Genomic DNA, 24,197 nt, shown 5'->3' on the forward strand with positions numbered 1-24,197 from the left:
ATATTCATCAGGTTACTAATTACTTTTAAAAGACGATTTCCTATCTTCCACTTTTTACAACATTATCTTTCATCACTAATATGAATAAGTATTATTACCTGTTTTTCGTGCTTGCATTATTGGCTTGTAACAAAAAGAATGAATCTGGTGAAAATAGCAGTGATTCGGCTACTGAAATTTCAGAAGTTAGGAAAGCAGTGAAACCGGAAGCTGTGTCAAGTTATACTGAACCGGTGAAAGATAAAGACGGATTGAATGACTGGAAATTTGCGGTAAGTCTTTTTGAAACAGATCAAACATTCAAATATAAAATTAAAGTAAAATACAAAGAGCTGGAAGCTGAGGATGATTTGGTTATCCCAAATTTTGGAATTGAACCCAAAGTTGAAGTGCAAAAAGGAAAAGAGCCGTTGACCTGTGTGATCGGTTTTATGGATAAAGAAAACGTGTTCAAAGAATTAAAGCGTGTAGAAATAATCGGTGACGAATTAAAAATCCGTCAAACGAAGAGTTATAGCATGCGATAGGGGCGCCCCTCGTGGTCGCGCGGAAAACCCCGAAAAGCATCCCTGGGAAAATAAATCCAAAATGTTTCGATAATATTGGTTTTGGAAATGGTAGGGGCGCCCCTCGTGGTCGCCCGGAAAACTCCGAAAAGCATCCCCAAGAAAATAAAGCCGAAAAACCGGATAAGGATAATTTTCGGATAGTAAAAAGGTATCCCGGATAAAGAAAGAGGGCAACCACGAGGGATTGCCCCAACGGTTGCCCGGAATGATTGCTTTGCTGAAAAAGGGTGCCCACTAGGGGCGCCCCTACAATTTACGCCGCAAAAATCTTATCCATAAAATCCTTTATCGTCTGCAACCTTTTCCGGTCGCCGCCGCTAACTTCGGCAGATGCCCAGCCAGAATATCCGACTTTCTGCAAAGCCTTATTAACTTCCGGCCAGTTACAGTCTCCTTCAAAGAATTCAACATCGAAACCCTTCCAAAGACCAAGGTCATTCTGTTTTTTGAAACTGAATTCTTTTAAATCAATCTTTAAAATACGTTTATCCAAAGCTTCAATCCAGGAAACCGGCCAGCTGTAACGCAGCACATTTCCTACGTCAAAATACCAGCCGATCATAGGGTGTTTGAAATCGTCAACATATTTTGCAGCTTCCATCGGACTGAGCAAAAATTGATTCCAGACATTTTCCAGAGCAATTTTCACGCCGGTCTTTTCAGCGATTGGCAACAATTTGGTTAGTTCAGCGCGTGAACGTTCGTAAGCTTCGGAATAGGAAACTTCTGCATTTACCACACCCGGAACAACCAAAACCGTAGTTCCGCCATATTGTTTCGTATCATACAAAGCCTGCTCAATCGATTTCACACACTCAGCACGTTTCTTTGGATCAGGATCCGACAAAGGCAATTTCCAGTGCTTCGAATTAACCGTTCCCGGAAGTTCAAGTCCTGTTTTATCTCTGGCAGCCAAAATCTCCTTCATGTTAAGATCATTAGGAGAATCCAGCTCTACGCCATCATACCCTATATCTTTTAACATTTTAAATTTGTCCATTACAGACATATCTTCCTTTACCATACCCCATTTCAAGCTTTTTTTGATCATCGCTTTGGCAACAGGGGCTGAACTGATTTGTTCAGGAAGAATAATGTTGGAAGGAGATGCAACAACGTCAGTCATTGCACCGATTCCCATTACAGCGCCCGTGGAGGCAGCCGTCGCAAAAGCCGTATTTTTAAGGAAATCTCTTCTATCCATACTGATATCAAGAGAAAGCAGTGATACCAGGTTTCGCAACTTCAACGATTGGAGGCTTCATGTCAAAGCTGAAATCAGCTGAACTTTGAGGTCCCAGTTTTTCTGTTGAATTCATCGCTTCTTCCCATGTTACTCTTTTTCCCGTGTAAGCAGCCATTCTTCCCATGATCGCCAAAAGTGTGCTTTGCGCCATAAATTCTCCGTCGTTCAACGGAGTTCCTTTACGGATTGAAGCAAACAATTCATCATGTTCCGTTTGGTACATATCATTTTGTTTTCCTTCGTATTTCCAAGGATTCTGGCCGTAAATTTCATGAACGTTACGGGCACAGTTTACCATCGCTCTTCCTTTTGTACCGATTGTCTCAACCAGGTAGCTGTTTTCGCAGTTTGCCTGTTGTCTTGAATGGTGGAAGCCTTTTACGCCATTTTCATATTCGTAAGTGACAGCGAAATGGTCAAAAATATTTCCAAAAAGCTCCTCAGTTCTTACCTGACGGCCACCTGTTCCTGTGGCAGAAATTGGCAATTTACCACCCATAGCCCATGACATCATATCAATACTGTGAACAGCCTGCTCAACAATATGATCTCCTGCAAGCCATGTATAGTAAGTCCAGTTACGCAATACATACTGCGCATCTGTCCAGCCTTGTACACGTGGGAACGACCACAATGTACCTGTATCATACGTATTATAAATTGCAGAAATATCACCTACTGCTCCGTCAAGAATTCTTCCGAAACTGGCGCGTTTTGGCTCATGGTACCTCCAGCAGAAACCTGACATCAAAGAAAGATTTTTTTGCTTTGCCAATTTAGCAGCATCTAAAACTTTACGAACACCTGGCGCATCAACTGCCACCGGTTTTTCACAGAAAACGTGTTTTCCTGCATTGATTGCCGCTGTTAAATGTTCCGGACGGAAATGTGGAGGCGTTGCAAGCAATACAACATCAACACCAGATTCCAGTACCTTTTTATAAGCATCAAAACCTATAAATTTATGACCGTCATCAACCTTAACTTTTGAACCGTGTACCTTCGTCAGGTTTTCAAGTGAAGACTGTAATTTATCAGGGAAAATATCACCCATGGCATGTAAAACAACATTTGGGTCAGCTTTCAAAGCCTGGTTGGCAGCTCCCGATCCTCTTCCTCCGCAACCGATCAAACCGACTTTCAGCGTGTCAGCATTGGTTCCGGCATAAACTTTGTTTGGCTTAAGAATCGTGATAGCGGGTAATGCACTGCCAGCCAGCGCGACTCCTGCCATTTTCAAAACATCTCTACGAGAAGCATTCATGTTAAAAAGGGATTAGGTTTAAATAATAGAATCACATAAAATCTTAGAGTTTTACAACTCGTCATTATATTTTATGCAAAGGTTTAAAGATAAATAATTCTCTTAGTTTTATGCCAACTAACTTCAAAAAACGTTCGGCAAAACCACTAAAATCCAAATTTAGCATGGGAAAAAATGGGGACCAAATAATTTAAATTTCGTAAATTATACATTTCTTTGGCTTTGTAGAATTTTAACCTTTAAAATGAAAACATCTATCTGGCTCATGGCTCAGGATAATATTCAGGATAATCTATTAATTGTTATATCGCTTCTGTTTGTTGTTTCCATGCTCACAATGCTGAGCGAAAAATTGCGAATTTCTTATCCTATTTTTTTAGTAATCGCCGGATTGTTAATCAGTTTTATCCCCGGTATCCCACATATTTCATTGGAACCCGATTGGGTTTTTCTGCTTTTTTTACCGCCGCTTTTGTACTTCGCTGCGTGGAATACGTCGTGGAAAGATTTCTGGCAATATAAAAGGCCAATAGGTCTTTTAGCAATTGGACTTGTCGTTTTTACTGCGACTGCCGTAGCGTATTTGTCTAATGCAATGATTCCGGATTTTACTTTGGCTATGGGTTTTGTTTTGGGCGGAATTATTTCTCCACCAGACGCTGTTGCGGCTACATCTGTTTTGCAGGGATTGAAAATTCCTAAAAGAGTTGTTGCAATTCTGGAAGGTGAAAGTCTGGTAAATGATGCTTCTTCGCTGATTGTTTTTCGGGTTGCCTTGTCGACTTTGTTAACCGGGCAATTTGTTTTCTGGAAAGCGGGACTGGATTTCTTTACGGTGTCTATCATGGGGATTATTATAGGTTTGGCCATTGCGCACATACTTTATCTTGTCCACCGTTTTTTTCCTACAAATTCAAGTATCGATACAGCATTGACATTTATTGCACCTTATCTGATGTATATCGGTGCAGAACATTTTCATTATTCCGGTGTTTTAGCGACCGTCAGCGGAGGTTTATTTTTGAGTTACCGCTCTAATGAAATTCTCTCTTACAATTCCCGGATGCAGTCTCAGTACGTTTGGGAGACGGTTGTTTTTCTGCTGAATGGTATTGTCTTTATTTTAATAGGATTGCAGCTTCCGGATATTATTGAAGGGTTGGGTAAAAACTCTGTCATGGAATCTATTACCTATGCCGTTGTCATTAGTATTGTTACAATCGTAATTCGTCTGCTTTGGGTTTTTCCAAGTACTTATTTACCGCATATTTTAAGCAGAAAAGTTCGGGAAAATGAAGCAAGACCGCCCTGGCAAACCGTTTTTATTGTTGGTTGGAGCGGTATGCGTGGTGTTGTGTCGCTGGCGTCCGGTTTGGCGGTGCCGCTTACCTTAACAAATGGTTCAACCGCCTTTCCACAACGTGACCTAATTCTTTTCATCACATTTGTTGTGATACTCTTTACACTAGTTCTTCAAGGATTGAGTTTGCCGTATTTGATAAAATGGCTGAATATTAAGGATGACGGAGGAAATGAAGAAGAGCAGGAAATTGCCGTTCGTCTGCGTTTGGCAACTGCCAGTCTTAGTCATATGCAGTCTACTTATGGTGAAGAAGTTCAGATGATTGATGCTTTCAGCCGGTTAAAAGAACGTTATGAACGGATGATCGATAATGCAAATAATCGTCTGGTAGAAAAAGAAAATAAGGGCGCAAACGCGGATTTTCTTCCAAAATACAGACGTATGTTAGTTGAAATTGTTTCAATCAAGCGCGACGAACTACAAAAATTGCGAAGGGAAAGAATCTATTCTGATGAAATACTCAAAGCCCGGGAAAGAGAACTGGATTTTGAAGAAGCCCGTCTGAGAGATTCACCATAAAAATTAAAAAGCTCCTTCGGAATATTTCGAAGGAGCTTTTTAATTAATTTCTTAATCCTGAAATCATTGATTATCCTGGATATTTCTTTATCCACCTAACAGCTAATCGCCAACACCTACTTCGCAAACGAAAACTTTTTTATCATTTCATCAACCAAAGGCTCACTGTAAATTCCATAAGCACTCACCAACACACCTTTCAAATTATATTTTGCAGAAGAAATTGCATAAACAATCGATTCGTCTGATGGATCAGTTTCACCTTCGAAACGGAAGAATTTATCAATTTCAAATTCATGATGACGGATTTGAAACTTACCGTTACTGCTTTCCAGATAATCTTGTTTAAGATTGAATTCTTCGGAATAACCTTCTTTTTCCAATCCTTCTAACGCCTCAACCAATGTATTGTAAGATTCCATAACTGATAGAGTTTAGTTTGTATCGAATGGTTAAGGTACAAATTATATTCTAAAATCTCCTTAGTTCCACTGTACTTCCACAGCGTATTCTTTCAAATCGATCGTCGTGAAATGCTCTCCGTTTTGGCGTCTTAATGATATTTTTCCGTTCTGTACTTTTGCAGTCTGCTGCGACAAAACGTCTTTGCTGTTTTTCTTTCTGTAAATCGCTACCAGGTTTTCATCCGTAGTTACATCCACTTCACAATTTCTTCCCGTTGCTGTAATCAGTTTGGAATGATTTGGTAAATAAGGAGCCTTTGCCAAAGCCAAAGCACGGGAAGCAAGTGGCACACCGTAACCAACATAATTATTTCCATAAGGATATAAATGCGCCGATTTTTCGATCAGTTCAATGACTTCTTTATTCGAAAGTTTTGGATTTACCTGCATCATACAAGCAGCAAATCCGGTGATTACTGGTGCAGAAAGTGATGTGCCGTATAGTGAGAAACAGGAAACATTTGGCTTGACATAATTTAAAAATTCCGGTCCGACGCTGCTATAACCAATCCGGTTCCAAAGTTTAGCATTGGTTGCGCCGATTGACAAAACGCCACGTGCATCCGCCGGAGCAGAAATAATTCCCCAGCTTTTATCTTCACCTTCATTTCCGGCTGAAACTACGATCATGATACCTTTTCTATCCGCTGCAATTTGTGCAGCACGGGTAATAGCGCTGGTTTTTCCATCCATTTGGGAAGGTTTGTAATTTTCTGATGGATCCGAAAATCCTTTGGCATAACCCAGTGAAGTATTGATCAAACGAACGCCCAGACTATCCATCCATTCCATCGCCGCAATCCAGTTATCTTCTTCTCCACGCCATTCACGCAAGGAATAATCGGTACGGGCCAGATAAAATTTGGAATTTAAAGCCAAACCATATTGCATTTGATCCTGATTATCAATCCCAGAAATGGCGGTCAAAACTTCTGTTCCGTGCATATCTGAAAAAGATTCTGCGGTACTGAAAAGCAATTGTCCGGATCTTCCAGGTTTTACATAATCATGAATACCTAAAATTCTTTTATTTGAAAAAATATGTTGAAGCGAAAGTGAAGAATCTGCTCCATAAAATCCCGCGTCAATGACGCCAATGGTAACATCTTTTCCATTAATCCCTGCTTTTTGAAAAGCATTGGCCTGAACCTGCGACATTACCTGCGCCATCTGTACGCGCTCAACAGGTTTTGTCTGGGCGATGTAAAAACCGGATGTCATTGGTACCACTTCCTTTACAAAACTTAGCTGACGAACTTCCTGTGCCTGCTCAGAAGTAAGCACCGCGGAAACTGCATTAAGCCATTTGGAACGATTGGCAATTTTTACGGAAATATCTTTCAGTTGATTTTGATAATCTGCACGGACAGGCAAGTCTGTATCGTCAGTAGCCAGACCAAATTTTTGGCGGGTTTCCAGCGTTAACTGGGAAACAGCAGGGGAGTTGTCTAAATTCTTATCTTTAAGATATATCCAATATTTAGGCTGCGCAGACAGTAATGCAGGCACACATAAAAGTGCCAGTAGGAAAATTCGCTTCATTGAGTCTTTAAAAGTTGTTAGGTTGCCTGCGTATTAATGATACTCCAAGATAACAGGTTATTTTGAATTTCTTCACGAATGACCTTACTCATGGATTACTTTGACTTATCTTCTATATTATTTAAGAAGTAAAACGTAATTTTACGAATTAAATTACCAGTTACAAAAATTTAAAGCTTATGCGTTATTCGGCCATAGATAAAAACCTGTTTATTGAAAATCGTCGCAGACTTTCAAGTTTGCTAAAAGCAAAATCTTTGGCAATTCTGAATTCCAACGATATTATGCCGACGAATGCAGACGGTTCTATGGGTTTTCGTCAGAATACGGACCTTTTTTATTTAACGGGTGTGGATCAGGAAGAAACGATTTTGCTGGTTTTTCCAGGCCATCCGGACGAAAAATTCAGGGAGGTTTTGTTTGTGCGGGAAACCAATGAACTGATCGCCGTTTGGGAAGGTGAGAAATTGTCGAAAGAGCAGGCGCGTGAAGTTTCCGGAATCCAGAATATTTACTGGACGCATCAATATGAAACCGTTTTCAGAAATATCGTTTATGAAGCTGAAAATGTATATCTGAATTCAAACGAACATACAAGAAATGATTCGCCTGTGATAACCCGTGATTTGCGTTTCATTACTGAATTTAAGGAAAAATACCCTTTGCACCAGCTGTTGAGATTAGCACCGGTGATGCATCAGCTTCGTGCAATCAAACAACCGCAGGAAATTGCTTTGATGCAAAAAGCTTGTGATATAACAAAACTTGGATTTGAGAGATTACTGAAATTTGTAAAACCCGGTGTTGAAGAATTTGAAATTGAAGCAGAATTGCTGCACGAATTTATAAGAAACCGTTCCAAAGGATTTGCATACCAGCCAATTATAGCTTCCGGCGCAAATGCCTGCGTTTTGCATTATGTTCAAAATGACAAAACTTGTAAAGATGGCGATGTAATTCTTCTGGATGTGGCTGCTGAATATGCCAATTATGGTTCGGATTTGTCAAGAAGCATTCCGGTAAACGGACGTTTTACAAAACGTCAGCGTGATGTTTATGAAGCCGTTTTACGTGTTTTTAAAGCGTCAAAAAGTATGCTTGTTACAGGCGGACTTTGGGATGAATATCATGTGGAAGTTGGTAAGATTATGGAAAGTGAATTACTTGGTTTGGGACTAATTACAAAACATGATATTGAAAAACAGGATCCTGAATGGCCGGCTTACAAGAAATATTTCCCACACGGAAACTCACATTTCCTGGGACTGGATATTCATGATGTTGGAAACAAATACCGTCGTTTCGAACCTGGAATGGTTTTCACCTGTGAGCCGGGAATTTATATCAAAGAAGAAGGACTGGGCATCAGATTGGAAAACAATATTCTGATCACAGCCGACGGCAACATTGACCTGATGGGACATATTCCGATCGAAGCTGAGGAAATTGAAGAAATCATGAATGCCTAGCATCGTAAATTTGAATGAAAAGCCGGGAGATTTTACATTCTTCCGGCTTTTCATTCAAATAAAAGAATAATATAAATAATGGAGTTTTATACCGAAGACCTTTACAAACTGCTTTTTTCTTTTGTGCTGGGCGCCATTATTGGGGCTGAAAGAGAATATCGCAGTAAGTCGGCGGGGTTACGAACTCTGATTTTAATTGCCGTAGGTTCCACGCTTTTTACTTTGGTTTCTATCCGGATTAGCGGAGACGCTGGTCGGGTTGCGGCTAATATTGTCACCGGAATCGGTTTTATCGGTGCGGGAATTATTTTTCGTGAAAACAACCGGGTTGTTGGTATTACAACAGCCGCGATTGTTTGGGTAACTGCGGCATTGGGAATGGCAATCGGTGCCGGATTTTATGTGATTGCGATCTACGCTTTTCTTGTGGCCGGTATGTGTCTGGTTATTTTATCGCCGATTCAAAAATGGATCAGAAACAAAAACCAGATCAGGAGTTATCGTCTGATGAGTGTATATCAAAAGAAAACACTTAAAGATTATGAAGAGCTTTTCAAGGTTTATGGTTTAACGATCCTGGGTGCAGAACAAAACCGGTCGGGGAGCCATATTACCGGAAACTGGTTGTTGCAGGGTTCTCATGAAATGCATGAAAAATTGACGGAATATTTGTTGAATGATACTGATATAGTAGAATTTGACTTTTAGTAACTGATAGTCACTTTATAGTATTAATTTTTGCTTAGAAATTATCAATTCACGTAAAAAGTGGGACACATCCATAAATAAAAACGTTATCATTAAACCAGTATAAAAAAATTGGTGTTTGAAAAAATACCGCTACCAATAACCCATTTCTTAAACAGTTTGAGATGTAATTTGTCCGAACTGACTTTTAAATAAAATTATGTCACACCTGATAGATAAAACGCTCTGGGAAATCATCAGCCAGAATACTTCTGACACCGAGTCGGAATGGTTGACTGAGAAAGGAAAAGCCTCACCCATCGAGTTAATGACTGCTTTTGTTGCGTCGCCACGGTTTTTATCAAAAAAAATAGTCAATGTTGAAATAGAGGAGGAAAAGGCTTTAACGGATGCTGTTGCCGGGTTTTCGGTTAATGGATGGAGCCTCGTTCGTTTGTCAAGAGTCTGGCTTTTGACACAACTGGACGAAACTGAAAAAGAGACTTTTATTAAAAATATTGAAACGCTTTTTGATACAGCCGAAATGAACGAACTGGTGGCGCTTTATTCAGCTTTACCAGTTTTGGCATATCCTGAACAATGGCTTTTCAGAGCAACGGATGCAGTTCGTTCCAACATGGGATTTGTATTTGATGCGATTGCCTTACACAACCCTTTTCCTGCAAAATATTTCAGTGAACTGGCCTGGAACCAGCTTGTGCTAAAAACGATTTTCAATGACAAACCAGTTCATTTTATTACCGGACTGGAAGAAAGAGAAAACGCAAATCTGGCACTTATTCTTTCCGATTTTGCTCATGAACGCTGGGCCGCCGGTCGTTCGGTAGCGCCTAATGTATGGCGTTTGGTGAGTAAATTCATGAATGAGCAACTTTTATCTGACATGAAACATTTGTTTGAATCACGTCAGACACAAAATCAGGAGGCCGCCGCGCTGGCTTGTTACGATTCGGATTATGCGCCTGCAAAAGCATTATTGTCAAGCTATCCTGAATTTGAAAAATCAATTGATGAAGGCGCACTGACCTGGTCCAATCTTGAATTTACAGACTTAAATACATATGTGCCAACATTGCAAAGATAGTAGCGCGCCCAACCCATCGCATTTCGAGGAAGGCGATGGGCTGGCAAATTCTCCTGCTCACAAGGAAATGGCATGGAGTGAATATAACGAACTGATTCAGGGAATGCGGTTTTTTGATCCGCATATCCATATGGTTTCCCGTACCACGGATGACTACCAGGCAATGCGCCAGGCAGGAATTGTAGCTTTGATAGAGCCTTCTTTCTGGGTTGGCCAGCCACGGACAGGACTTTCGAGTTTTAAAGATTATTACAGCAGTCTGGTAGGGTGGGAGCGTTTCCGCTCTTCGCAATTTGGTATCAAACATTATTGTACAATGGGGCTGAATTCCCGGGAGGCAAATAATGAGCCGCTTGCAGAACAGGTGATGGAAATCCTGCCTTTATATATTTATAAGGAAGGTGTTGTCGGCATAGGTGAAATTGGTTTTGATGACCAGACGCCGGCCGAGGAAAAATACTACCGTTTGCAGCTGGAACTGGCAAAAGAAGCAAAACTTCCTGTGCAAATCCATACGCCGCATCGCGACAAAAAACGGGGGACAGAACGCAGTATGGCCATTGCGCTGGAACATGGACTAGATCCTTCCTGGGTCATCATCGATCATAATAATGAAGAAACGGTGAAAAGTGTTTTGGATCAAGGATTTTACGCAGCCTTCACAATTTATCCTTTTACAAAAATGGGTAATGAAAGAATGGTAAAGGTTGTGGAACAATATGGTCCCGAACGCATCATGGTTAACTCCGCTGCCGACTGGGGAATTTCTGATCCTCTTGCACTTCCAAAAACGGCTGCATTGATGAAAATGCGTGGAATTTCTGATGAAGCGATTCGTTTGGTAACCTATCAAAATGCGATTGATGCATTTGGAAAAAGCGGCCAGATCGATGTTTCTGATTTTGAAGGCGGACTTTCTGTTGAAAAAACGGAGAAGTTTCACGGTAATTCAATTTTGCGTGGAGGTCAGCAACCTGATGTTTCCAAAGATTCCCTAGTAATTCAATAACCGTGGCTGAACTCAAACCCTATTTACAATTAACAAGACCAGCCAATCTGGTAACTGCCATAGCGGATATTCTGGCCGGGATGGCAATTGCAGGATTTCCTTTTTCAAGTTTCGATCCCGCTTTGCTGGTAGTTTCTACACTTGGGCTTTATGGCGGCGGCGTCGTGATGAATGATGTTTTTGATGCAAAACTGGATGCAATCGAAAGACCCGAACGTCCGATTCCAAGTGGAAAAGTACCTTTGCAATCGGCAACTATTTTGGGAATTACATTGCTGTTAATTGGTATCGCAGCTGCCGCGATTTTTAGTTTTCAAAGTGGGATGATCGCAGTTGTTGTTGCAGCATTGACCGTTTTGTACAACCGTTTTGCCAAACATCATGTTTTCTTTGGGCCTTTGACGATGGGGATGTGCCGTGGAGGAAATTTATTGCTGGGTATGAGCGTTTTACCGGAGTCGTTTCAACAATGGGGTTTTGTGGCACTTTTACCAATTGCCTATATCGGAGCCATTACGCTGATTAGTCAGGATGAAGTGCATGGCGGGAAAAGGCGGACACTTTACATTGCTGTGCTATTATATTTGGTCGTTTTATCGGCACAATTGTTTATAGCTCAGTCGAAAGGAAATATTCTTTTTGCGCTTCCTTTCGTTCTGTTACATGCCTGGTTAATCGGCCGGCCTTTGTACAACGCTATTCAAAATCCGGTCGGACCTTTGATTGGTAAAGCGGTGAAAGCAGGTGTTATTTCCTTAATTGTGATGAATGCTTCCTGGTGCGTAGCTTTTGGTCTATTGCCAGTGGGGTTAGCAGTGTTGGCTTTATTGCCATTATCAATACTTTTAGCCCGCGTTTTTGCGGTAACATAAATATAGAATGCAGGGAAAAAGGCGGAAAATAAGTCTATCTGGCATTCGGTCATTCATTATTGTTTTTTACAGATGCAAACCATAAAACAAAGCTTCAAAGTAGAGTATAACTATTCTATTTTTTTTACCAATAACCTTTTTGAGGAGACGAATAACCTGTTAAGTGATTTTTTCAGCACTTACACAGAACAGGGATTTCAGCGTAAAGTACTGGTTGTGGTAGACGGAGGATTTCTTTCATTTCATCCGGGATTGGTCGATAACATCAAAAATTACTTTGCAACGCAGGTAAAACATATCCAGCTGGCAAAAGATGTGATTGTTGTGCCTGGTGGAGAAGCATCGAAAAACGATCCTGATTTATTTGAAAAACTGGCGCAAGCCGTTGATATATATGGAATTGACCGTCACTCATTTGTGATTGGGATTGGTGGAGGAGCGGTGCTGGATCTGGTTGGTTATGCAGCAGCAGTTTCGCACAGAGGTATCAAGTTGATCCGTATTCCAACAACTGTTTTATCCCAGAATGACTCAGGTGTTGGCGTTAAAAACGGTATCAATTTTCATGGAAAGAAAAATTTCCTGGGAACATTTGCACCGCCTGTGGCTGTATTTAATGACCTTACTTTTCTGAATACGCTGGATGACCGGGACTGGCGTTCAGGAATTTCGGAAGCTATAAAAGTTGCCCTGATCAAAGATGCCTCTTTCTTTGATTGGATTGAAGAAAATGTGACGGCTCTTGCGCAGCGGGATGAAGCGATTATGTCGCATTTGATCCACCGTTGTGCAGAAATGCATACAGAACATATTGGCAGCGGCGATCCATTTGAATTTGGATCTTCCCGTCCGTTGGATTTCGGGCATTGGGCTGCGCATAAGCTGGAATATCTTACAGATTTTGAAGTCCGTCATGGAGAAGCTGTGGCCATCGGTATAGCGCTGGATTGTATCTATGCAAATAAAATTGGTATGCTTTCTGATGCCGATCTGGACAGAATATATAACGTTTTGGTGAAACTTGGTTTTGATCTTTATCATGCCAAACTTGCTGAAAATGATAAAATTAATCTCAGAAATGGCTTACAGGAATTCCGTGAACATTTGGGAGGACGTCTTACCATTATGCTTTTGGAGAAAATAGGAAAAGGAGTTGAAGTGCATGAAATGGATCCGGATATCATCGCTGAATCTGTGGATGTTTTGGAAAGAAATATTTCGGAAAAGAAAATATTAACGGAAGGATAAAAGCCTCCGTGATTTTCTAATTTTCCAATACTTCCTAAACCCTATTATATGATTACTCCATTCGGCCATTTAACTTATTGCAGCAATATTCATCCCGGCGAAAAATGGGATGACCATTTTAAAGCTTTACAGGAAAATATTCCTTACATCAGGCAACAACTTTCTCCGGGCGAATCTTTTGCATTGGGATTAAGATTAGCGAATGATGCTTCTATTGAGTTGATAAAACCGGAACGTCTGACAGAATTCAAAAGCTGGCTTGCCGAAAATAATGTTTATATCACCGTTATCAATGGTTTTCCCTACGGCGGTTTTCATGCAACGCGTGTAAAAGATGACGTGCATACACCGGATTGGACAACCTCAGATCGCGTAGAATATACCAAACGCCTTTTCACAATTCTTTCTCAAATTTTACCGGAAAATACAGAAGGCGGCGTTTCTACACCTCCATTATCTTATCTTTTGTGGTGGAAAACGGAAGAGGCAAAGCGTAATACGATTGATATTGCGACCAAAAATATCCTGACCGTTGTAGATCATCTGATTTCAATCGAAAAGGAATCCGGGAAGGTAATGCATCTGCACATTGAACCGGAACCAGATGGAATTCTGGACAATACAGTTGATTTCGTAAACTGGTACCGTGATGATCTTCTTCCAACCGGAATTGCTTATTTAAAAGAAAAATACGGTTTTTCGGAAGACAAAGGCAAAGAGACGATTTTGCATTATATCCGTCTTTGCTATGATATCTGTCACGCGGCTGTTGCTTTTGAAGAGCCGGAAGATATTTTGAATCGTCTGGATGAAATAGGTATAAAAGTGGGAAGGATTCAGGTTAGCTCTGCTTTAAAGGTTGATTTTTCAACCGATCCGCAAACAAAATTCGAAGCCATCAAAGCGTTTGACGAGCCGGTTTATTTGCATCAGGTCGTAGCGCAAACGAATGACGGTAAAAAATACTATCCTGATCTTCCGGAAGCGTTGGAAGATTATAAAGAAGGTGAACAAAAAGAATGGCGCGTACATTTTCATGTTCCTTTGTTTATCGATTCTTATGGCGCACTTGATTCAACACAAAATGCAATTGTGAAAACGCTTGCCATTCATAAAAAAACGCCTTTCGCTCCTTGTCTGGAAGTGGAAACTTATACCTGGGGAGTTTTACCGGAAGATATTCAAAAACCTATTGGAGACTCGATTGTGCGGGAAATGGAATGGGTGAAAAAATTGTTAATTGTTTAGGCCGGGTCGCCGGTGCGATTAATTGTTAATGATGGAGTAGGGAGGTTTACAATATTGAACGGGTTTTTGTTTTTCGACTACTTGTTTATATTTCTAAATATTATTTCTCTTTGGCTATTTTAGCTCCTTTGGAGCTCCCTGTTTATAGAAATAAATGCTATCCCAAAATTTTCCTGGCTCCTTCGGAGCCTCCTGTTTTGGGCTTTGCATTACTAATATATTCGTTACTGAATTAACTTCGAAGTTAAGATCAAAATGAAAAAAACTGTTGTCATTGATATCGTTGCGCTTAGTGCTAATCTGATTGGAGAACATACTCCGTTTTTGAAAAAGTATGTTGAAAAACGTCATCTTACTTCAATAAAGCCTGTTCTTCCCGCAGTTACCACTACTTCTCAATCAACCTATATTACCGGAAAATGGCCGGTTGATCATGGGATTGTCGGAAATGGCTGGTATGATAAAGATGACTCCGAAATAAAATTCTGGAAACAATCAAACAAACTCGTCCAGGCTGAGAAAATCTGGGATGCCGCAAAAAAGGCTGATCCGACTTTTACCTGCTCGAAAATGTTCTGGTGGTACAACATGTATTCTACGGCCGATTTTTCAGTAACACCACGTCCCCAATATCACGCAGATGGCGTAAAAGCACCGGATTGTTATGCGTACCCACCGGAATTAAGAGATGAACTGCAAGCTAAATTTGGCCAATTTCCACTTTTCAATTTTTGGGGACCCAATGCCAATATTAAATCAACAAAATGGATTGCGGATGCTTCCATGTATGTTGATGATAAATACAATCCAACGCTAACGCTTATTTACCTTCCGCACCTGGATTATTGCCTTCAAAAATTCGGTCCTGATTTTTCAAAGATCAGTAAAGAACTTGGTGAAATCGATAAGATTGTGGAAGATCTGGTAACATTTTACGAAGCGAAAAATGCCAGCATTATTCTTTTGTCCGAATACGGGATTAATCCGGTCAGCAATCATATTGATATCAACCGGATTTTAAGAAAAGAAGGGTTGATTTCGGTAAGAACGGAGCGTTGGTACGAACTGCTGGATGCCGGTGCTTCAAAAGCCTTCGCAGCTTCGGATCATCAGATTTCTCATGTGTACCTGAACGATCCAAGTGTAAAAGATCAGGTCATAAAGGTTTTGAAAGCAACGCCGGGAATTGATCTGGTTCTTGATAAAGAGCAGCAAAAAGAATATCATTTAAACCATGATCGTTCAGGAGATATCGTTGCTGTTGCGAAACCGGACAGCTGGTTTACCTATTATTACTGGCTCGATGATGCAAAAGCGCCTGATTTTGCACATCTGGTTGAAATCTTTAAAAAGCCAGGTTACGATCCTGTTGAAATGTTTATGGATCCGAAAAATCCATTTATCAAACTTCGCGCTGGTTATAAATTGGGAAGGAAATTATTAGGTTTCAGATATTTAATGGATGTTATTCCACTAGACGCTACGCTGGTAAAAGGCTCACATGGAAGTGTAAATGTTCCGCGGGAATATTTCCCAATTCTGGTTACAGATGAGGCGCAGACAAAAGAAATTGAGGCTGTGGATGTTTATGATGTGATTTGGAAACATTTGGTGCAATAGCTTATGCCAAACTTAGCTTGCTCGCACCGATTTGCATTCGGGCGGCCCGCGTAGGTAGATATGGTTTAGCGTTTTTAACGCGAGTTCTTAATTTTGCGTTCTTAGACACGCGTTGCAAACGCTAAACCAGGCAACACCGATTGCAAATCGGTGTTAGCATACTTCAATAAAAGAATTGCTCTAATATAACTTTTCCATCTTTCACCTGATAAACACAAACCTCTTCCATCGTCATTCTTCCACGCCCTTTAAAAGTCGCATCTAATGTCCAGATTAGTGCAAAACTGTTAGCGGCTATAATTGGATCTGATATAGTAGCACCATGAAATTCTTCGACATCAGCCTGAAATTCTGCTGATTTTGCTTTAATGGCTTGCAGACCTTCCACTTCCCGAGGCCCCATCATGTCACTTGCCTCAATACTTTTTGCATTGTCTGCATAAAGCGTTTCAAGTACTTCGTCAATTTTGTTCTGGCGACAAAGTTCTACCAGTTTGTCAGCTACTTCTTTGGTTGTCATGGTATTGTAGTTTAAGGTGAATGAATGTAATTTACTTTATATGTTAGTTTTTTGCTAGTAAAGGATATCTTATTTCTTATGACGCCCCAGTTCAAAACTTACCTTCAGATTTCCGTTTTTTACATTTCCGTGCGAATACACTACTTCACATTCATCCGCATAAATTTCTCCGTAGAAGACTGTATCAATTCTACCCTTTGGCAGTATGCAGGAATAAGATGAATTACCCGGATGGCCAACATATTGAAAATGTACTTTTGCTGAATCGTCTATATCACCTATTGCGGATATAGTAAAGGGCACGCCGAAACCCACAGTGTTCCATTTTAGTCGATTTATGAAAGGGCTGAATCTATCCCATCGAAACACAGTATCTCTTGAAATCTCGACCACCTTAAATTTGTCTCCAAATTTCCCGACAATAAAAGGTGTAGGGAAAAAGAAAAATTCGAAGCAAAAGAAAAGAATCAGTAAAAGCGAAGAGAAGATAATTGCAAGCTGTTTTAGCATTTTAATAAAGTATGATTAAGCTAATTGATGGTTTCCAAAACATTTCCACCTTCATGACGTTCAATAAGGAAAAAGTAACGTCATGAAAATTACTCACATCTCATTAACATTTGCATTAGCGTTCACCGGATTTGTTATCGGATGTTCGTCTTCGGATAAGGAAGTCACGGAAGTTGATAACGGGCCGGACAATACGATTGCGGCCATTGACGCATTTCCCGCGCTTACATTTAGCTCGCCGGTTGAAATAAAGGCGCCGGCAGATTCTTCAAATAGGATTTTTGTCGTTGAACAGGCCGGCGTTATCAAAGTTTTTGATAATAATAGTGCTGTCTCTTCAAGTACAACTTTTCTTGATATCAAAAGTAAAGTTAATTCTGGTGGGGAGCTTGGACTTTTGGGTTTGGCTTTTCATCCGAATTTCAAAACGAATGGTTATTTCTACGTGAATTACACTAAAAGCAATCCGTTACAAACCGTGATTGCGAGGTATAAGGTGAATTCAGCTTCAGGAAATAGCGCAGACGCTTCCAATGAAACCATTCTTTTGACCTACAATCAGCCTTACACAAATCACAAAGGCGGCTCTTTACAATTTGGGAAAGACGGATATTTATACATTTCTGCCGGAGATGGCGGAAGTGCCGGTGATCCGTTAAACAACGCGCAGAACAAGAAAACTTTTCTTGGGAAAATATTGCGTATTGATGTGAACGCCACGACAAAAGGCAATTACGGAATTCCTGCAGACAATCCATTTGTTGGAAATACAGAAGGCTTTTTTGAAGAAATTTATGCTTACGGTTTGAGAAATCCATGGAAGACAAGTTTTGATATGGGGTCAGACCGGTTTTTTGCCGCAGATGTTGGTCAAGGCAACAAAGAAGAAATTAATTTGATCACGAAAGGCGGAAATTACGGCTGGAAGATCAAAGAAGGAAAAGATTGTTATAGCCCGTCCTCCAATTGCGATGCAACCGGTTTGACCGAGCCGGTACTGGATTATGGCAGAGCAGATGGCGATATCTCGATTACCGGCGGTTATGTTTACAGAGGTTCAACAATCGCCAGTCTGGCAGGAAAATATATTTATGGAGATTATGCCAGCGGCCGTATCTGGGCCTTGGAGCTGGATGGAAATACGGCGAAAACCAATTCACTTTTAATGAAAATAAGCGGTACAATTTCCACTTTCGGACAGGATACCAGGGGCGAAGTCTACTTTGCCAATTACGCCAGCGGAAAGATTATGAAGCTTGGTGTGCAGTAAGATTGTTTTCGAATTGGAAGAAAGCCTTACTTTTGGCTGATGTTTACTTTTAACAAACTGTCAAGAGTAAGGTTCTGGTTTAATTCTTTTTCATTCAGAAAAGGAATCAATAGTATTCGACGGAAACATGAGTTTTTTAAATAATACCAAAATAACAATAATAGGGGGAGGAAGTTGGGCTACGGCGCTTATCAAAATCTTATGCGAACAGCCTAATATTCAAATTCGCTGGTGGCTTAGAAACCAAAAGGATATTGAACATATTCGCAAATTTCATCACAATCCGAGTTATTTGAGTGATGTTTATTTGTCCCCTAAAAAAGTAAAAGTCTACGAGAAAACCCGTGATGCTGTCAAAGGTGCTGATTTTGTAATTCTTGCGGTTCCGGCCGCCTTTGTTCAGGAATCATTACAAGATCTCAACGAATCACATCTGAACGGCAAACGGATCGTTTCTGCCATTAAAGGAATGATTCCGGAAGAAAATATTCTGGTGACAGACTGGGTTTCTGAAAAATTTGGTGTGCCGCTAAAAGATATGGCCGTGATCGCCGGTCCGTGTCATGCAGAGGAAGTTGCGCTTGAAAAACAATCTTACCTTACTATTGCTTCTACCGACGCCGTTTGTGCCGAAGATTTTTCCAAATTAATGACTTGCCGGTTTGTTACGGCACATCCACTGGCTGATTTATACGGCGTGGAATATGCGGCCGTCATGAAAAATATTATTGCACTGGCCTGCGGAATCACCCATGGTTTGGGAAATGGGGACAATTTTCAGGCTGTTATGGTATCCAATGCCATGCAGGAAATCCGTCAATTTGTAACGGCTCTGGATCCCCGTGAACGTCAGTTAAGCACTTCCGCTTATCTGGGAGATTTATTGGTGACAGCATATTCTCAATTCAGCCGAAACCGGTTATTTGGTAATATGGTTGGTCGGGGATATAGCGTAAAAGCCGCTCAGCTTGAAATGAAAATGATCGCAGAAGGCTATTATGCAACGAAAAGTATCTTCGAATTGAATAAAACGCTGCACGTTGAATTACCCATCACCACAGCAGTTTACCGTATACTTTACGATGAAGAATCGCCTTCTCTGGTGATTGAAGAATTGAAAAAGACATTAAGGTAGTAGTCCATTTTATTTCAAACCGGGTACTTTCAAAGAGATAACTCACCTGATTTCGTACTTTATTTCTACGTCATGACTTTGTATAAAAACTTATTTGCTGCGTCATTTCTTACGCTTTCCATATTTATTGCCTGCAATCAGAAAGAAAAAGAATCGGATAAATCGGATAAAAAGGCAGGACCGGTTAAAGATTTTGTTTTCGGAGATAACCGTCCTTTTCCTCAATGCCACGCTTCCACGTTGATTCGTTTGAAAGACGGGCAATTTCTGGTAGCATGGTTTGGCGGTACAGAAGAGAAAAATCCTGATGTAGGAATATGGCTTTCAAAAGGTCGTCCTGGCCATTGGAGTGCGCCAGTTGAAGTAGCAAAAATAAGAGAAGATGCGCACTGGAATCCTGTTTTGCAAAATGCTCCGGATGGTACCGTTTATTTGTATTTCAAAGTTGGAAAGACGATTCCTTACTGGGAAACTTGGGTTAAAAAATCTACTGACGGTGGAAAAACCTGGTCTGAGGCTTATGAACTTGTTCCGGGCGACAAAGGCGGCAGAGGACCTGTTAAAGATAAATTGATCGAACTTTCAAACGGAACCTGGCTTGCTGGAGCCTCCAATGAGTTTAAACGCTGGGAAGTTTTTGTTGACAGAAGCGAGGACAAAGGGAAAACCTGGATCGCTTCTCCGCATCTTAAACTTGATACAACCGAGATCAAAGGAAAAGGCGCGATTCAGCCGACACTTTGGGAAACAAAACCGGGGAAAGTCCACATGTTAGTCCGTACAACCGGTGGGATAATCGGCCGCAGCGATTCGGAAGATTATGGAAAAACCTGGTCTACGATTGTCAGCTCTAAACTTCCTAATCCAAATAGTGGTATCGATGTGACAAAAATAAAAGACGGGACGCTGGTTCTGGCTTACAATCCGGATGCAAAGGACTGGGGCTCACGTTCTCCGCTTTCACTTGGTCTGTCATTTGATAATGGAAAAACCTGGCCGGAAAAAATTGATATTGAAACCGGAAAAAAAACAGATGAATTTTCTTATCCTGCCATCATCAGCTGGGGAGATTCCGTGGCAGTAAGTTATACCTGGAACAGACAAAAAATTGCTGTTTGGCTGGGAACAAAAAACGATATCAAAAAACTGGCGACCGTCAAGAAATAAAATAAATTCGATCATTAATTGTATTTTATGGTGACATATTGTTTATATTAGATTGATGAGAATACTACCTCTGATCTGATATAAACAATAGCCATGAAAATAATTACCACCCTAATTGGCTGTGCAACTGTAATGTTGTGCAGTTGTTCTCCTTATTATTACTCGCCAAATAAAGGCAACGTCCCTAATATCAGGAAAAGAAACGATATACGTCTTGATGCAGGTTTAGGTGGAGGTCTGGTTATGCGCGGTGCGGATATGCAACTGGCTTATGCGCCTTTGAACCACGTTGGCGTTATGGTTAATGGGGCATTAACAAGCAGTATAAGTTCAGCAGAAAATTCGTTTATCAGCAGAAGAGAATCAAGAAGCAAATATCTGGAAGCGGCACTTGGCTATTTCACCAAACTCGAAGAGAGCAATAACTGGGTTTTTGAAGTTTATGCCGGAGCAGGAAAAGGTGATTACAAAATCTTTTACACAGTCGATCAGACTGCCCGGGTTAATCTTGAAAAATATTTCATTCAACCATCGCTAAGTTTTACCCACCCGAATACAAACATTGAATTCAGTATCGGTTCGCGATTTTCAGGAGTAAGTCATTCCCTTGGTTACTCAAACCTAATTGATAATGTTGATGATGGATGGTACCGTTCAGGAAATCTTATGAATAATCTTGATCAGTTTTCAGCCTATTGGGAACCCACTTTCAGGTTTAGTGGCGGAGGGAAAAATGTAAAGGGTTATGTCAGTTATACGCCTTCGGTTGCCATGTTTAATGCCAGTGGTATAGATAGAGAATATGTAAGTATTAGTCTGGGAGTACGCCTGACAATGAATACTTCCCGTAAAAAGTAATCTGCTGATTTTTATAATTTACCAAAGCCGGAGAATTTCTTCTGGTAATAATTCTTGTTTTTTATTTTTTTCATAGTACAAACAGATCCTGACTGGAAAATAATTGGCAACGTTCCCGATAACGATTGCATTAAAAAAGTCGTGTAAATTGAATTTTACGAATTATTAATTGACTAATATACATAGCGTTTCACTGTTTACAAGAAACGCCTATGGAATATTATATTAGAAAAATTCAATAATCCGATACGAGTGATGACAGGATATTCTGCTGCACGGACCAGTCTTGGTGACAATAAGTTTGTATTTAAAAATCTTCATTTCCCTGATGAAAAGGAGTTATTTCCTATGCAGTTTGATCCGGAAAACAAGACTCCAAAGTATAAACAAATTATCCATTCTATCCAGACGGATATTGAAAGAGGTGTTTTACAAAAAGGAACACAGCTGCCTTCCATCAGTGAATTGAGTGTGGATTATTTGCTTGCCCGTGACACTGTGGAAAAGGCATACAGAGCCTTGCGAAATCAGGGTTACATAACGTCTGTGCAGGGTAAAGGCTATTATGTTCAATCTGCAAATGATAAAAAAGCGAAAGTTTTGCTGATTTTCAATAAACTAAGTTCTTACAAAAAAATAATCTACTATTCCCTCGTAAATGCCTTGGGTGACTATGCTGATGTTGATCTGGAAATTCATCATTACAGTGTAAAACGGTTTAAAGAGATCATTGAAAAAAATCTAGGAAAGTATAATCATTACGTAGTGATGCCTCATTTTAATCTTTTGGAAGAAGAGGATTATCTGACCACTTTAAGAAATATTCCCTCCTCTCAATTAACCTTGCTAGACAAGGATGTTCCCGAATTAATGCAACCCGTTTCCAGTATTTACCAAAGCTTCGATAAAGACATTTTCTCAGCACTTGAAGATGCTAATGAATTGATGGTGAAGTATGAAAAGCTGGTTCTCGTTTTTCCTCCTGATGAAAATTATCCACGGGAAATCGTCAAAGGTTTCAAGAATTATTGTATCAATTATCACAAAGCATTTGATGTAATTGAAAGTACAAGAAATGAAGCGCTGGCACAGGGTACGGGTTATGTTGTGCTGGAAGAAAATGATCTTGCTGAATTGGTAAAAAAAGCGAGAATTGCTTCTCTTACTTTGGGAAAAGAAATTGGTATTATTTCTTTCAATGAGACAACGCTCAAAGAATTGCTGGGAATTACGGTGATCACAACTGATTTTGAAACCATGGGCCGCACAGCTGCGGAGGCGATTTTGAATAAGGAAAAAGTGAAAGTCAAAAATCCGTTTTATATGATACGCCGCGGTTCTTTTTAAATTAATTTCATTTTATAAATTTCAGTCCCGGCTAATAAAAAGCAACCCAAGCCGTAATCTTCAAAATCAGGTTTGCTATCGTAGGTTACCGGTTGTCCGTCTTTTGGTTCTTTACCTGTTCCTTGCACAAATCCAAGAAATCCGTCAGGATGAAGGCATTCGGTTTGCATGGCATTCCATGCTTTCACAATGGCTGCATTGTAGGTTTTTGCTTTTACCAAACCGTTGTTAATTGCCCAGGCCATTCCGTAAATAAACAAAGAAGTTCCGCTTACTTCCTTGCCTCCAAAGTCAGTCTGGTCGGTTAAACTGACATTCCAATAGCCATCAGTTCGTTGTAATGGCAATAATGCCGCCAACATATCCAGCAGCATCGTTTGATATTCTGCCCTGTGCGGAGCATCTTTTGGCATAATTTCCAGCACGCGTACCAGTGCAGCGACAATCCACCCATTTCCACGAGACCAGTAGCAATTTTTACCTGCGGGCGTTTTATAGGGAGGCAAAAAATCCTTATCACGCCACCACAATTTTTCTTCCGGATTGTATAAACCGTTGCCACCTTCCTTTGTTTTTGTATGGATATAAAGCGCATACATTTTTTCAAAATAGCGGTCGTCTTTGTAGATGGTACCCAGTTTGGCATAAACCGGCATAGCCATTTGCAAGGCATCAATCCAGGTCCAGTCGCTGACTTTTTCTGACGCTACCATAAGATCAATGGATGCCTTGATATCTTTAATCCGCTCTTCTTTTTTGTCAATTAGATAAAGATCGATATAAGTTTGACCGCAGCATTGATCGTCCCCATTTCTGGTTTGGATGCCGTTTCTCAATCCCCATTTGTGATTTTCACCCCAGGAAACTGCGTAATCGTAATAACTTTTTTGTGGATCAATTTGGTAAAGCGCCATTAATCCCTCATAATACACTGCGCGCGTCCAGATATTACTTGGCCTTTCACGATTGGTAATGATGGATTTTCCGGTATCCGGCCATTTATTTACGAAGTAATTATTCGCAAGACGGAGAGATTTTAATAGCTGCTTTTTATCAATTTTGGAAGAACCAGTTTCCCGTGCCCACACATTTGTCAGCGCACTTCCAGCCAGTAATATTCCAAGCGCTTTACGTCTTTCCATAATCGAATAACTATTAAAATTGA

At 40.4% G+C, this 24,197-nt stretch carries 22 protein-coding genes; 15 read left to right on the forward strand and 7 right to left on the reverse strand.

Annotated elements, in window-relative coordinates; all coding sequences use genetic code 11:
* The first annotated feature begins 80 nt into the window (after positions 1–80).
* A complete protein-coding gene (locus IEE83_RS01045; RefSeq protein ID WP_194118794.1) occupies positions 81–527 on the forward strand; it encodes a hypothetical protein in 447 nt (148 codons plus the stop codon).
* Positions 528–822: 295 nt separating this feature from the next.
* On the opposite strand, the gene IEE83_RS01050 is transcribed toward IEE83_RS01045, so the two are convergent.
* Positions 823–1,812: a sugar phosphate isomerase/epimerase family protein gene (locus IEE83_RS01050; protein ID WP_228101619.1), complete on the reverse strand. Its 990-nt coding sequence runs from the start codon at positions 1,810–1,812 to the stop codon at positions 823–825.
* Entirely contained in the window at positions 1,781–3,049 is a 1,269-nt protein-coding gene (locus tag IEE83_RS01055) for a Gfo/Idh/MocA family protein (protein WP_194123243.1), read from the reverse strand. Before IEE83_RS01055 ends, IEE83_RS01050 begins: the two co-directional genes overlap by 32 nt.
* A 274-nt stretch (positions 3,050–3,323) precedes the next feature.
* Here IEE83_RS01055 and IEE83_RS01060 point away from each other — a divergent pair, with 274 nt between their 5' ends.
* Positions 3,324–4,961: a Na+/H+ antiporter gene (locus IEE83_RS01060; RefSeq protein WP_194118795.1), complete on the forward strand. Its 1,638-nt coding sequence runs from the start codon at positions 3,324–3,326 to the stop codon at positions 4,959–4,961.
* Positions 4,962–5,077: 116 nt separating this feature from the next.
* Here the strand turns inward: IEE83_RS01060 and IEE83_RS01065 are convergent, their stop codons facing one another.
* Together IEE83_RS01065 and IEE83_RS01070 are read right to left on the reverse strand one after the other, a co-directional pair.
* A complete protein-coding gene (locus IEE83_RS01065) occupies positions 5,078–5,383 on the reverse strand; it encodes a phosphoribosylpyrophosphate synthetase (RefSeq protein ID WP_194118796.1) in 306 nt (101 codons plus the stop codon).
* Between the two features lie 60 nt (positions 5,384–5,443).
* The gene (locus IEE83_RS01070; RefSeq protein WP_194118797.1) at positions 5,444–6,967 is read right to left on the reverse strand and encodes a S8 family serine peptidase; all 1,524 of its coding nucleotides are present in this window, start codon (positions 6,965–6,967) and stop codon (positions 5,444–5,446) included.
* A gap of 179 nt (positions 6,968–7,146) precedes the next feature.
* Here IEE83_RS01070 and IEE83_RS01075 point away from each other — a divergent pair, with 179 nt between their 5' ends.
* From IEE83_RS01075 to IEE83_RS01110, 8 genes are all read left to right on the forward strand, one after another.
* Positions 7,147–8,436: an aminopeptidase P family protein gene (locus IEE83_RS01075; protein ID WP_194118798.1), complete on the forward strand. Its 1,290-nt coding sequence runs from the start codon at positions 7,147–7,149 to the stop codon at positions 8,434–8,436.
* A gap of 78 nt (positions 8,437–8,514) precedes the next feature.
* Positions 8,515–9,144: an MgtC/SapB family protein gene (locus tag IEE83_RS01080; protein ID WP_194118799.1), complete on the forward strand. Its 630-nt coding sequence runs from the start codon at positions 8,515–8,517 to the stop codon at positions 9,142–9,144.
* 199 nt (positions 9,145–9,343) lie between these two features.
* Complete coding sequence (locus tag IEE83_RS01085) at positions 9,344–10,228, forward strand: EboA domain-containing protein (protein WP_194118800.1); 885 nt, start codon at positions 9,344–9,346, stop codon at positions 10,226–10,228.
* Positions 10,206–11,237 (forward strand): TatD family hydrolase, encoded by a 1,032-nt coding sequence (locus IEE83_RS01090; protein WP_194118801.1) that lies wholly within the window; start codon positions 10,206–10,208, stop codon positions 11,235–11,237. Before IEE83_RS01085 ends, IEE83_RS01090 begins: the two co-directional genes overlap by 23 nt.
* 2 nt (positions 11,238–11,239) lie before the next feature.
* The gene (gene eboC, locus IEE83_RS01095; protein WP_194118802.1) at positions 11,240–12,109 is read left to right on the forward strand and encodes a UbiA-like protein EboC; all 870 of its coding nucleotides are present in this window, start codon (positions 11,240–11,242) and stop codon (positions 12,107–12,109) included.
* A gap of 72 nt (positions 12,110–12,181) precedes the next feature.
* Positions 12,182–13,357 carry a 3-dehydroquinate synthase gene (locus tag IEE83_RS01100; RefSeq protein ID WP_194118803.1) on the forward strand — a complete coding sequence of 392 codons (1,176 nt, stop codon included), beginning with the start codon at positions 12,182–12,184 and terminating at the stop codon, positions 13,355–13,357.
* A gap of 48 nt (positions 13,358–13,405) precedes the next feature.
* Positions 13,406–14,605: a metabolite traffic protein EboE gene (eboE, locus tag IEE83_RS01105; RefSeq protein WP_194118804.1), complete on the forward strand. Its 1,200-nt coding sequence runs from the start codon at positions 13,406–13,408 to the stop codon at positions 14,603–14,605.
* A 255-nt stretch (positions 14,606–14,860) separates the two neighbouring features.
* Positions 14,861–16,225 carry an alkaline phosphatase family protein gene (locus IEE83_RS01110; protein ID WP_194118805.1) on the forward strand — a complete coding sequence of 455 codons (1,365 nt, stop codon included), beginning with the start codon at positions 14,861–14,863 and terminating at the stop codon, positions 16,223–16,225.
* Positions 16,226–16,388: 163 nt separating this feature from the next.
* On the opposite strand, the gene IEE83_RS01115 is transcribed toward IEE83_RS01110, so the two are convergent.
* Complete coding sequence (locus IEE83_RS01115) at positions 16,389–16,745, reverse strand: nuclear transport factor 2 family protein (RefSeq protein WP_194118806.1); 357 nt, start codon at positions 16,743–16,745, stop codon at positions 16,389–16,391.
* A gap of 69 nt (positions 16,746–16,814) precedes the next feature.
* Positions 16,815–17,255, reverse strand: coding sequence for a hypothetical protein (locus IEE83_RS01120; RefSeq protein ID WP_194118807.1), 441 nt, complete (start codon positions 17,253–17,255; stop codon positions 16,815–16,817).
* A gap of 82 nt (positions 17,256–17,337) precedes the next feature.
* Here IEE83_RS01120 and IEE83_RS01125 point away from each other — a divergent pair, with 82 nt between their 5' ends.
* From IEE83_RS01125 to IEE83_RS01145, 5 genes are all read left to right on the forward strand, one after another.
* A complete protein-coding gene (locus tag IEE83_RS01125; RefSeq protein WP_194118808.1) occupies positions 17,338–18,525 on the forward strand; it encodes a PQQ-dependent sugar dehydrogenase in 1,188 nt (395 codons plus the stop codon).
* Between the two features lie 127 nt (positions 18,526–18,652).
* Positions 18,653–19,660: an NAD(P)H-dependent glycerol-3-phosphate dehydrogenase gene (locus tag IEE83_RS01130; RefSeq protein WP_194118809.1), complete on the forward strand. Its 1,008-nt coding sequence runs from the start codon at positions 18,653–18,655 to the stop codon at positions 19,658–19,660.
* Between the two features lie 72 nt (positions 19,661–19,732).
* Positions 19,733–20,827 carry a sialidase family protein gene (locus IEE83_RS01135; RefSeq protein WP_194118810.1) on the forward strand — a complete coding sequence of 365 codons (1,095 nt, stop codon included), beginning with the start codon at positions 19,733–19,735 and terminating at the stop codon, positions 20,825–20,827.
* Between the two features lie 93 nt (positions 20,828–20,920).
* Complete coding sequence (locus IEE83_RS01140) at positions 20,921–21,685, forward strand: hypothetical protein (RefSeq protein WP_194118811.1); 765 nt, start codon at positions 20,921–20,923, stop codon at positions 21,683–21,685.
* A gap of 255 nt (positions 21,686–21,940) precedes the next feature.
* Entirely contained in the window at positions 21,941–23,032 is a 1,092-nt protein-coding gene (locus IEE83_RS01145; RefSeq protein WP_228101621.1) for a GntR family transcriptional regulator, read from the forward strand.
* On the opposite strand, the gene IEE83_RS01150 is transcribed toward IEE83_RS01145, so the two are convergent.
* On the reverse strand, positions 23,029–24,174 hold the full coding sequence (locus IEE83_RS01150) for a glycoside hydrolase family 88/105 protein (protein ID WP_194118812.1): 1,146 nt from the start codon (positions 24,172–24,174) through the stop codon (positions 23,029–23,031). The two genes, IEE83_RS01145 and IEE83_RS01150, sit on opposite strands and share 4 nt — an antisense overlap.
* Positions 24,175–24,197 lie beyond the last annotated feature (23 nt).

The sequence above is a fragment of the Dyadobacter subterraneus genome, from assembly GCF_015221875.1.
In the GTDB taxonomy this organism is placed as follows: domain Bacteria; phylum Bacteroidota; class Bacteroidia; order Cytophagales; family Spirosomataceae; genus Dyadobacter; species Dyadobacter subterraneus.